The 11,687-nt window shown below is 48.1% G+C and carries 9 protein-coding genes; 1 reads left to right on the top strand and 8 read right to left on the bottom strand.

What is annotated here, in order from left to right; all coding sequences use genetic code 11:
• Positions 1-7: 7 nt before the first annotated feature.
• From NIA71_RS02680 to NIA71_RS02665, 4 genes are read right to left on the bottom strand one after another with little or no spacing between them, the layout of a single operon-like run.
• Complete coding sequence (locus tag NIA71_RS02680; protein ID WP_253019633.1) at positions 8-805, bottom strand: hypothetical protein; 798 nt, start codon at positions 803-805, stop codon at positions 8-10.
• Between the two features lie 13 nt (positions 806-818).
• A complete protein-coding gene (locus NIA71_RS02675; RefSeq protein ID WP_253019632.1) occupies positions 819-2,792 on the bottom strand; it encodes an alkyl/aryl-sulfatase in 1,974 nt (657 codons plus the stop codon).
• Positions 2,793-2,834: 42 nt separating this feature from the next.
• Positions 2,835-3,152, bottom strand: a complete 318-nt coding sequence (locus tag NIA71_RS02670) for a four helix bundle protein (RefSeq protein WP_253019631.1) — start codon at positions 3,150-3,152, stop codon at positions 2,835-2,837.
• Between the two features lie 5 nt (positions 3,153-3,157).
• A complete protein-coding gene (locus tag NIA71_RS02665) occupies positions 3,158-4,291 on the bottom strand; it encodes an InlB B-repeat-containing protein (protein WP_253019630.1) in 1,134 nt (377 codons plus the stop codon).
• 220 nt (positions 4,292-4,511) lie between these two features.
• Between NIA71_RS02665 and NIA71_RS02660 the strand changes: the two genes are divergently transcribed.
• Complete coding sequence (locus NIA71_RS02660) at positions 4,512-7,055, top strand: LuxR C-terminal-related transcriptional regulator (RefSeq protein ID WP_253019629.1); 2,544 nt, start codon at positions 4,512-4,514, stop codon at positions 7,053-7,055.
• Between the two features lie 88 nt (positions 7,056-7,143).
• Here the strand turns inward: NIA71_RS02660 and NIA71_RS02655 are convergent, their stop codons facing one another.
• The 4 genes from NIA71_RS02655 to NIA71_RS02640 form a co-directional block, all read right to left on the bottom strand.
• Positions 7,144-8,268 carry a 4-hydroxybutyrate dehydrogenase gene (locus tag NIA71_RS02655; protein WP_148394965.1) on the bottom strand — a complete coding sequence of 375 codons (1,125 nt, stop codon included), beginning with the start codon at positions 8,266-8,268 and terminating at the stop codon, positions 7,144-7,146.
• A gap of 61 nt (positions 8,269-8,329) precedes the next feature.
• Positions 8,330-9,646 (bottom strand): acetyl-CoA hydrolase/transferase family protein, encoded by a 1,317-nt coding sequence (locus NIA71_RS02650; RefSeq protein WP_148394963.1) that lies wholly within the window; start codon positions 9,644-9,646, stop codon positions 8,330-8,332.
• Positions 9,647-9,687: 41 nt separating this feature from the next.
• Positions 9,688-9,951, bottom strand: a complete 264-nt coding sequence (locus tag NIA71_RS02645) for a hypothetical protein (RefSeq protein ID WP_148394961.1) — start codon at positions 9,949-9,951, stop codon at positions 9,688-9,690.
• Positions 9,952-10,143: 192 nt separating this feature from the next.
• Positions 10,144-11,616, bottom strand: coding sequence for a 4-hydroxyphenylacetate 3-hydroxylase family protein (locus tag NIA71_RS02640; protein WP_227755235.1), 1,473 nt, complete (start codon positions 11,614-11,616; stop codon positions 10,144-10,146).
• Positions 11,617-11,687: the final 71 nt, after the last annotated feature.

Below are 11,687 nucleotides of genomic sequence, written 5' to 3'. Positions count from 1 at the left end.
TCACCCCTTACTTTTCTGTGTTTATCGCTTTATAACGGCTGAAATCGGGAAAATCGATTGTCAAACCCGAATTAATGCTGCGATACTCTATCTGCGCCTGATAACTCTCCCGGAGCGGTTTCTCTCCTTTGCTGTCAGGATCCATGCTGTAGACACAATCCATCTGTACTGTTTTCGGTATGTTTCCTTGATCCGCAGTAATCCGAAGCTCTAGCTTTTCTATATCTGCTGCCGTATCCGAGGCCGCAGCTCCGGATGGAACCGCGATTTTTCCCAGGTATTCCATAAATTGGCCGTCGTCTACCGTCAGCTGATAGACATACCCATCTTTTTCTTCCTTTTTGTCCAGGTTTTTTAGGCTTTCTTCATTGATTCCATCCAATAGATATTGACCCAGAGCAGCTGCAGTGACGGGAATTTGGTCTGCGGCAGCGCGGATTTTTTCAGTCCCGGTATCAAGGTAAGCTTGCTTTCCTTTTATGTAGATGGTAGATTGGCGTTCCACCCCATCTATGGTTTCTTTCTGACTGATTTTCATATCCGTCCCTTTGTTCTGGTTCGCGGCCAGTTCGGCTTTTACTTCGGTTTTTGCCGTCGTAGTTTTTGAAGCGTCACCAGATTTCATCGTGCTTTCGATCTTGGCATGGATTTGTGCGCTGCTGATTGTACGCAAGTTTTCCTGCAAGCTCTTTACGGCGTCAAGCGCTTCTTTGCCGTCCATTGAAGCATCGTCCGTTTTCCCGCAGGCCGTAAGCGCTGCGCCTAATATCAGCGCCAGCCCCAGACATACAAGTTTTTTCTTCATGACTGTTTCCTCCCTATGGCTCTACAATGTTAAAGAAATACTCGAATTCCACCATATGCTCGGTCAGCTTTTTGATTACGTCCTGATCGCCTGTGATTTTAATGGCTTTTTTCTGCGCCGCTTCATCTTTTCCAAGGATAGCGGCCATGCCCGCTTTCGGCATGGTCAGTGTGGCGTCTGCGTTCTTTGAGCTGGTGTTTTTTTGATAGAGCACTACGCCGGATTTGACGGTGAGCAGGTATTTGCTTTCATCAGTAAAGTCCAGGTTGATGGTCAGATTCAGATCCTGGGCCGCGTTGGAATCCAGCAGGATGCCCATATAGTCCAGCATCATTTCCGGGGTCATGGATTTTTTCAAATCCGCGCTGCCGGTTGCTTTCAGGTTATTGTCGCTGGTGGTACCCTGCCGCAGCTCTTTGGCTCCCGATAGGTAGGCGTTGCGCCAGGTACCGGACTCGGCTTGATAGGCCAGCTGCTCCAATGCGTCAGCGCACAGGTAACGGGCCTCCTTGTTTTCCGGATCCGCAAAGACCAGCACGTTGGTAATTTCCGCTACCCATTGGTACTCACCTTTGTCAAAATCCTTTTGGGCTTTTTTCAGGATCTCGCCGGTATCGCCCATGTATTCCACATATTTCTTGGCGCTTTCGCTGACCGGCAGTTTGTTCAGGTTCACCGGATTGGCGTCGTACCAGCCCATGTAACGCTGATAGACTGCTCTTGCGTTGTGCGCGACAGTTCCGTAATACTGGCGGGTGTACCAGTTCTTTTCCAGGTTTTCCGGCAGCTTGATCATGTGGGCGATCTCGTCGGAATTGTAGCCCTGGTTGATGTACGTCAAGGTCTGATCATTAATAAATTTGTACATAGCCGCCGTGTTTTCCATGTACTGGCCTATGACTTTATTTCCCCAGTGAGGCCAATTGTGGGACTGGAATACTACCTCCGCCTCTTTTCCGTATCTGCTGAGGGCTTCCATGATATATTCTGCCCAGGCGTTGCCGTCCCGCACCTGCGCGCCTCTTAAGGTATAGAGGTTATGCAGAGTGCCGGTGCAGTTTTCTGCCATCCACAGGGCTTTTTTATCAGCGAACCAGGTGTTCATTTCCGCCGGCGCTTCGGTGCCAGGGGTCATCTGAAATTCCATGACAACGCCGTCGACAGTCCGAGTTTCGCCGGTCTTTTTGATTTCATCGCTCGGGGAGATATAGGAAACGGTTCCCGTGGACTGGCCTAATCCGATGCCCATGGCCATGGAGCCTTTCGGTCCTTTGTCAAGGATGGTCCCATACTGATAGCCGGCCCTGCGCCCCATGGCATTGCCCGCGTAGACGTTCTCACTGACTGCGTGCTCTTCGAAGCCCTGGGGCACGATGATCGGAATTTTGTCTCTCTTCACTTCCTCCGCAGAAACAATGCCTTTGATGCCGCCGTAATGGTCCACATGAGGGTGGCTCATGACAATTCCCTTAACGGATTTCCTGCCCAGCTCTTTGTCAACCAGCTGCATAGCTGCTTTGGAACATTCGGTGCTCATGAGAGGATCGAAGACGATCCAGCCGGTCTTGCCTTCGATAAACGTGATATTGGTCATATCGTAGCCGCGGACCTGGTAGATACCATCCGTCACTTTGAACAAACCGTAGAGATGGTTGTTCTGGGTGTTTCGCCAAAGGCTGGGGTTCACAGTGTCCGGCGCCTCTTTGTTTTCCACAAAATTATAGGCTTTCTGGCTCCAGATCACTTTGCCGGTTTCATCTTTCAGCTCCAGATTCTCGGGAGCCGCGATGAGTCCCTTTTCCGCGAATTCCTTTTCTTGCTGATCCTTAAAGTCCAGGGCCGCATATACCTGACCGTTGGCTTCTTTGGTGGTTGCGCTGGCTTCCTTGGATGTATCGCTTAAATCCGCCTGGCTGCCGCAGCTTGCGCCGGATACGGCCAATACGGCTGTCAGCACTAACATGCAGATTCGTTTTTTCTTTTTCATATCTGCCTCCTTTCCCACATCACATTCCTTGTTTTGCACTGCTTAAACAGTCGCATTCAGCAATTTGATTAATTCTTCTCCGTCTTCTCGGATATGAACACTCTGCAGCTCAGTCAGATAGCCCCCGTATACCGCCATCTCAATGATGTAATCGGCTTCTTTGATCTTATAGAGTGCCAGCTTGCGGAGGATGTCTTCTGCCGTTTCCCCTTTGGACAGCTCCTGGCAGTTCATTCCTGTCTCAAGGCCGCAGGCCAGAAGCCGTTCGCAGAGAGGAAAATTTTTTTCGCTATCCTTTAAATAGCGAACCACTTCCGCAGTGCGTATGGCATAGTTGAATCCTTTTTCGCTAATATTCAATCTGATCACCTCCCGGCTTTCCTCATAACCAGTATTCCAGTCATGGCCGCAGCGGACAGGAGAGCAAGCGCCAGCCAAAAATAAATAGGAAAAGCATCTCCCGTGGCCGGACTGTCGCTTTGATCCGGGGGATCAGATTTATCAGAGCCCTTATCTGTCTGCGCGGCGGACTGAACCTGTTTTTTCTCAAAGACCACGTGGAGAACGTGATCTTGAATCACATTATAAAAGGTATAACCCTGCAAGGCCCCCAGTTCTTTTCCGTCCGCCTTTACTGATTTGATCTTCCAGCCTTTCGCAGGTGTGAAGGTGAAAGCAGCATCCTTTCCCTCGGTCACCTCAGTCAATCCCGATGGCGCTGCCGTACCGTTTCCTTCAGTGGTTACAGTAATGGAATGCAGCGGCGCAAAAACTGCCGTCATTTCAATCGCTGTGTTTTCCGGCAGGGTAAAAGAAATCGGATTAGTTGTTGGATCGATCTTCAAAGACGCGGCTACGGACGGCTCCGCATCAATGGCGTACTTCCATTTTACAAATCCGTAACCGGACGCCGGTTTTGCTTCCAGAGACATCGCGCCATGGAGTGACAATTGTTCCAGATGCGATACGGTACCGCCGCTGTGCGGTTCACTGGCCGTTCTTATGATCCTATTTCCGGGCAACCTTACTTCCTGCAGGGGGTTACCGGAAAGATTCAATGACGATAGCTTGCCAAGGCTGCTCAGGTCAGCGCGCGTAAACTGATTATCCGACAGGTCGAGAGTTGCCAGCTCCGGGTTCGCCAGTGTGATCTCCCCGGAGAGGCTATTTCCGGACAGATCCAGGTTTGCAAGGCTTGGTAAAGATGAAAGAAGATCCTTGAGCTCTCCATAGAGGTCTTTGTTTTCTAACTTTAAAATTTTTATGGACCGATTGCCGTTGTAGTGGTCCCACTCAAGAACAAACGGCCAATCATCCATCGGCTCGCACGCATCACTTTTTGACGCCTTTAAACCACGGCTGTCAGAAAGCGTATCGATCGCCTCGATATCTGGTTGATAGTACTGATAGCTCCAAGCGGCCCACACCGCAGTTGGCACCAAGGTAAATGCCAGCAGGAGCATAATGATTGCTGCTGCAAAGCTTCTTTTCTTTTTCATAATATCCTTCTTTCGCGTTTCCAAAATATCTTTAGATAAATTTTAATGGATTCTGCCTCTAATTAAAATCGTCCAGTATGAGGTTTTCTTTGCAAATTTTTCGTTAAAAATATAACAGTATGAGTTTTTTAATGCAAACATTGTCGAAGCCCGTCTTTTGTCGTATACTAGAGCTACCAGTTCCTTTGACCCCAGAATCTTGCATTAAGGAGACAGAAACATGTCCGAATTGAATTTTCTCAGCGATAAATTTGCTCCCAATATTTTGCCAGAAGTTTACGCGCCCCGCCTTAACCTGCGTTCCGCCTTCCACCATGCGGCTGAGAAGTCCGTGGTCTATGTCAGCGCTCCCGCCGGCAGCGGAAAAACCGTATCCACCCTGCTCTGGCTGGGGGAGAGCAAGAGAAAGCCGGTTTGGATCGGCCTTGATTCTTACGATAACGCACCCTCTGTTTTTTACAAGCAGATGGCCACCGGTATTTTTTCCATACAGCCGGAAAATCAGGCCATGAAACAAGTCTTAACGGATCCTGCCTTTTCCGCCTCCCCTGTGGAGCACATGGTGCAGCTGCTGGCGGAAATGGTGCCGGAAGAAGGCTTTTATGCTCTGGTTCTTGATGATATGCACATGATTACAAGCGGCGAGATTCGTAAATCCCTGCCCTCTGTGATCCGCAGGCTCCCCCGCTCTTTTGCCGTGCTGATACTCTCACGCCATGAACTGCCCGAAGAGTTGGAACCTTTGATCCATGACCGAGGTGTGCAGATCATTACGCCGGATCATCTGCGGTTTTCTGAAGACGAGATCCGTGAATATTTCGGCAGTCTGGGACGTTTTTTGACTCCCGAGGAATCCCGCTTTGCTTATCAGGCTACGGAGGGCTGGGCCATGGGCGTCAACGCTATGGCAAAAAGCGGAGAAATCAGCCCCAAAAGCGGTTATATCTTTGATCAGTATTTTAAGGCGCAAGTATGGGATAAATGGGAGGAGCCGCTGCAGGAGTTTTGTCTCACTACCTCCATTGCAGATGAATTTGACATTGAGCTGGCTTCTATCCTATCCGGGCGCAGCGACGCAGACTATATCATGGAGCAGCTCAGCAGGACAAATTCGTTCCTCAGCCGTCTCCACGGCGATACATACCGTTACCACCATCTGTTTCTGGACTTCCTTCGGGAGCAGCTGTCCAAAAGCGGCCGCAAAACCAGCAGCCTGTATAAAAAGGCCGCTGAATATTATCGTGACAAGAAGGATTATTCCCGCGCCTTGCGTTTTTGGCTGGACAGCGGCGACTATAATGGCATCGATACCTATCTTTATTTATTTCTTTTTGAAAATAATAAGGGGATTATTGCTGATTACGCGGATTTTCTTCGAACCTTCTTTGTCAAGGATTTTCCCCAAGCGGCATTTAAACAGGTGCCGGCGCTGCATATACTGAGCGCTTGGTATTACTACCTCACCAGTCATCATCGGGAATTTGAGGAGCATATGGACGCGGTCTATAAAGCTCTTCCCCGGATCGCCCTGGGAGATTCCAAATTTGTGGAATATGCGATTTTGGCCTACAGCGTCGATCACCGCACCGGCATGCTGACCAAAATCCGCCAATTCAAGCGGTTCGGCCGCTATGTAAAAAAATTCACAGAAGGCGGTCTGGCCACCAACATCGCTTCCTTCAGCCACAATATGCCTTACATGCATCGGAGCAATCTGGACTATTCGGACTTGGCTCTGGATCCGGACAGTATGGAAAAGCTGGATAAAACCTTTGCCGTGCTTCTGGGGGCTGAGTGGAATTATATTAAATATGGAATTACCGCTTGTTTTACTTTTGAAAAAGGCCGGTTAAAAGAGGCGCTGACTGAAAATGAACAAGCGCTGACTGCCTTTGGCGAAGAAAATAAAGATGAGGGGCTGATCTGCATGCTGATCCTCCAGCACAGTATCTTATGGCGGCAGCGCAGGTATATACAGGCTCGCCGGGTGTTGGACCGGCTCACGGAAATCACCCGTACCTCCGCCCAGTTTTTCATCCCCAATCTGGAAGCGTATCGGACTCGGCTCAAGCTATACGAGGGAAATAAATCAGCCGCTTCCGCCTGGCTGGAAAATTATTATGTAATCGAGACCGATCATATTGAGTTGTTCCGTTCTTTCCAGCATTTTACCACTGCGAGGGCCTATGTGGTTTTGGAGGACACGGAAAACGCACTTCATTATTTATCTTTACTGAAGGACTTTGGAAAAAATGTCCGTCGGCCCCTGGATCTGGCCGAAGCCTGCGTTCTGCTGGCATCGCTCTTTTGGGCCGTGGGAAAGAAAAGGGAAGCGGAGGAAGAATTGGAAGAGGCCCTTTTGGTGCTCCAGCCCTTTGGCTTTATTCTTACTGCTGCGGATGAAGGCGCTTCCATCCTTCCGGTGCTGAAAAGGCTTTGGACAAAAATCAATCGAAATGATTATAACGGAGAGCTTCGGCGGACCTATGTGCACGAAATTTTGCTGGCGGCCCACGAAATGTCCAAACAGCAAAAGGGCATCACCTTCCACCTTGCGATTAACAGCAAGCCCATTAAATTGTCCGCTCAGCAGCAGCGCATGATCGAACTGCTGGCGGAAGGGCATCGCAATAGTGAAATCTGTCAGTTGACCGGTCTTAAGCTTCCCACTGTAAAGACTCACATTTCGGCAGCCTATAAAAAGTTGGGCGTCAACAACGCTATGGATGCGATTTTGAAGGCCCGGGAGCTGGGCCTGCTTTAAAGCAATTCCACGAAAAAACCGCGGCACCAGCATGTGATCATGCCGGCGCCGCGGTTTTTATAATACGATTCTAAACTTGTGCTTTTTCTTAGTACAGGTTCGCAAAGATTTCTTTGATTTCATCGTCTGTCAGGAATACATAGTTGTTTCCTAAAAGTCTCTGCTGGTTATCAACTGTTGACTTAGTGAACTCATCGATCTGAGCTTCTGTCATGCCATATTCCTTAAGCGGTTTCTTATCCAGGAATTTACCGAGGAATTTATCCAATTCTTCGTAAACAACGTCCAGTCCGCATCCAAGAGCATCAGCAAAGATTTGGTTCGCTTTTGCAATCTTGCCGTTCGGATCCTTTCTCATGTACATCTTGAATACTTCTGTGAAGAACTGGAAGTTCGCTTCACCGTGAGGAACGTGGAAAGCAGCTCCGATGGAATAGGACAGTGCGTGTACGGCAGCGCATCCGGCATTACCAAAAGCGATTCCAGCATAGTTGGATGCCAGTAAAAAGTCTTTCAGGAAAGGCTTTCTGTTTTCAGCTGTATTTCCGCCGGCAGCAACGATCGCTTTATAACCATCCATGATCATTTGGATCGCCTTCAGGGAATACATTTCTGTAAACGGAGAAGCTTTCGGTGACAGATAAGATTCGATGGCGTGAATCAGAGCGTCAACCGAGCTTGTTGCGAATACATAGTCAGGAAGTCCCTGGAGAGATTCCGGAATCAGAACTGCAGTATGAGCATATGTTTCCTCTACTGCGATACCTTTCTTCGTATGTAAAGCTTTCAGTTCCGCAATAGCAACGTTGGTTACTTCGGAACCAGTTCCGCAGGTTGTCGGAACAACGATCAGTTCCTTCATTCTCTTAGGAGCGACATCGCCGGTGTACAGATCGAGAGCTTTTGTCGGGATATCCAGAGCCAGGACTTTACAGATATCTACGATTGTACCGCCGCCAAATGCGATGATTCTGTCATATTCATACTGGTCCATATCCTTTTTCATAGCGTCCATCATTTCATCGGACGGTTCGCCTTTTCCGTATTTTTCCTGGAAAATAACCGGCATATCGATTCCCAGCGGTTTTACATACGGGTCATACATCCACTGGTTTGTAACCAGCAGGTCGCCTTTGCCTAATTTGAATTCATCGTTGAATTCCTTAAACGTGTCAAAATAATGAATTGCAGGTACTACTCTTAAAGCTTGCATAATGTTACCTCTCTTTTCTTTTAACAATTAACTTTAAACCATTAACCATGCTTTCGCATGTTTAGAATTCATCCTTAAATCTTTCTTTGAACTGTTCTTTCAGTTCCTCTCTGAAATCAGGGTGAGCGATGTTAATCAGCTGTCTTGCTCTGTCTTTCAGCGTTCTGCCCTTCATCTCAGCAATACCGTATTCGGTGATGATGTAGTCTGCATCGCATCTTGAAGTTGTAACTGCAGCGCCGTGATCGATGAATGGAACAATCTTGGAGATCTTGCTGCCGTCTTTCTTATTAGTTACGGAAGGCATTGCAATGATCGCTTTACCTTTTCCATCATGAGTCATGGCTGCACCGCGTACAAAGTCAACCTGGCCGCCGACGCCGGAAATCTGGTTGGTACCGATACACTCGGAAACGATCTGTCCCATAAAGTCTACCTGCACGCAAGCATTGATACATACCAGGTTCTTTAACTTAGCCACAGTTTCAGGATGGTTTACATAGTCTACCGGTCTCATTTCGACCATCGGATTTTTATCGCAGAAGTCGTACAGCTTCTTGGTTCCCATGAGGAAAGTTACGACCATTTTACCTTCGTCGATCCCCTTTTCACTGCAGTCGATTGCGCCCTTTTCATAGAGGTCAACAACGCCGTCAGCGATCATTTCTGAGTGGATACCCAGGTGTTTCTTTTCGCCCAGCTGAGAAAGTACGGCATCCGGAATGGCTCCGATACCCAGCTGCAGAGTTGCTCCATCCTCAATGAGGGATGCGCAGTTCTTGCCGATCGCTTCTTCAACCGGTCCAATTTTCGCCGGCTTGCTTTCGAAGAGCGGATGTGAATTTTCAACAAACGCATCGATTTCGCTTACATGTACGAATGTATCGCCGAATACAACCGGAACCTGATCGTTTACTTCTGCTAAAACTGTTCTGCAGGATTTGATCGCCTGCATCGTGTAGTCGGAAGAAACGCCTACGCAGCAGAATCCGTGTTCGTCCGGTTTTGATACGGAAACCAGCAGTACATCTTCATGGAAAATGTCCTGTCTTATGTATTTCGGCACTTCATGGAAGAATACCGGAACGAATTCACCATGACCCTGAGAAATGGATTTTCTCGTGCTCGGGCTTGTAAACCAGCCTTCGAATGTGAATACGTCGTGGTTTTCCGGCAGGGAATATTCGCCCTTGCCCAGTGTAACCATGTGAGATACCGTGATATCCTTATAAAGGTGCTTGTTCGCAACCATTGCGTCTACCAAAATCTGAGGTTCGGCAACAGCATGAGCAAACAGAACACGGTCGCCTGACTGAATCAGTTTCATCGCCTCATCAGCAGAGCATTTTCTGCTTTCATAAATTTCTTTCCAGTCCATAGTTTTGCATCCTCCGTTTAAACATTAACTTTTTTCTAATTCTAATTTTTTTTTTCGATTTCATCGCAGATCCGTTCAATATGGGTCTTATCCCACATTTTCAGGACACCTAATTTTGTCTTGAACTGATCAAAAGACGCACAGCAGTTGGTGCATCCGCCGATGACCAGCAGCAAATCGTGCAGTTCACCCTCCGCAGCATGAACGAAATCAATATCTTTCAGCTGTTCTTTTATTTCTTCAAGAGCTTTGCCCCGGTCATATCTTGGGTTACACCCACCGCAAAACCTTACTCCGCACTTCATTTGCCATAACTCCTTTTGTCGTCAATTATTTTATGCGCCGCCGCTTCCATCCGCACGCGCTGCATTACTGGGCAGCCCGGCCGTCCGGAAACGCGCAGGCGTCAAATTTTTCCTGCCCGATATCGTTAAAAAATAAGCCGCTACGGTATGATGCCCACAGCGGCCTATTATCATTTTTGTTACTACCGCAGGTTATTTAATTCCGGCAATAGCTTTTGCTAATTCTTTCTTACCTTCAATGTTGCCCTGACGGGAAATCATGATTCTCTGAGCCTGCGGGGATCCTGCGCCGTGCATGGATTCTGTTCTGTATCCAACAGCAGCAGCTCCTAAGCAGATGTTTTCTAAGAATCTTAATACTCTCATTCTTTCTTCAGTTGTGCATGCAGGTGATGCAGCAAAGAACTTGTTGCAGATTTCGCCGATTGTTTCGCCGTTTCTTCCTACCTTCAGGTCGGACTTGAAGTCAGCTTCGGATGGCATTGTTACCATCAGGCCGCCGGCAATATCTTCAGCCAGTCTTACGATCTCGTAAGGGAATCTGGTTACGTTCTGCTTACATACGTTTGCCAGCAGCAGGTCGATCTGATAGTTGCCAGCTTCTGTTGCATAACCTTCTGCGGAGCAAGCGATACCGCAGCAGTACAGAGTTTCGTTCAGGTGAGTCATTTCAATCAGCTTATCTTTAACGTGAGAAGCTTTCTGAGCTCCATTGTATTCAGCAGCCAGAGCAGCAGCGCCGATTACAACATCGCCTACGCCGACTTTACATCCGCCGTAAGACTGTCTGTGGTATCCGGCGAACCGTTCTACCATCATACCCGCGAAGTCATATTCGCCAGCCTGGAAGATGTACTTATTCGGAATGAATACGTTGTCGAATACTACTAATGCTTCCTGTCCGCCGTATTTTGCGTTACCCAGGTCTACATCAGCGCCTTCTTCTAATTTTCTGGTGTCGCAGGACTGTCTTCCGTAGATCATGTACATGCCTTCAGCATCGGACGGACATGCGAAGGATACTGCGAAGTCTTTGTCCTCTTCTTTCATAGCCTGTGTAGGCATGATGATATGCCAGTGAGAGTTGATGGAACCAGTCTGGTGAGTCTTAGCTCCGCTTACTACGATACCGTCATCTCTTCTTTCAACGATATGTACGAACAGGTCAGCATCCTTCTGCTTGTGAGGCGGAAGTCCTCTGTCGCCCTTCGGGTCAGTCATGGCTCCGTCTACGATCCAGTCGTTCTTCTGAACCTCGATCAGGAAGTTTTTGAAGTTTTCGTGGTAGTTTGTACCATATTTTTTATCTGTTTCAAATGTTGTTGAGAATACAGCATTGAAAGCGTCCATACCTACGCATCTCTGGAAACAGGAAGCAGTCTTCTGTCCGAGCAGTCTCTGCATCTTAACCTTTTTTCTCAGGTCATCTGCGCTCTGGTGAAGATGTGCGAATCTGTTGATCGTTTCGCCAGTGAGGCTGGACTTAGCAGTCATCAGGTCAGCATACTGCGGATCCTGAGCCAGATCATAAGTCACTGCTACACAGTTGATGGAAGGCCGGATGATTGGATGATCCACCCAATTTTCGATCTCTTCACCAAACATGTAAACTCTGGTCTTCAGCTTTCTTAAGCTTTCAATGTACTGTTCTCCTGTCATAAGCATAATAAAATCACTCCTTTTTTATTCTTAGGTTCCATGCAGGACAATTCCAGCATGTCCCCCAGCATTAACCG

It is taken from the genome of Ihubacter massiliensis, from assembly GCF_024125305.1.
GTDB classification, from domain to species: domain Bacteria; phylum Bacillota; class Clostridia; order Peptostreptococcales; family Anaerovoracaceae; genus Hominibacterium; species Hominibacterium faecale.
This window is presented reverse-complemented; position numbering and strand designations above follow the sequence as displayed.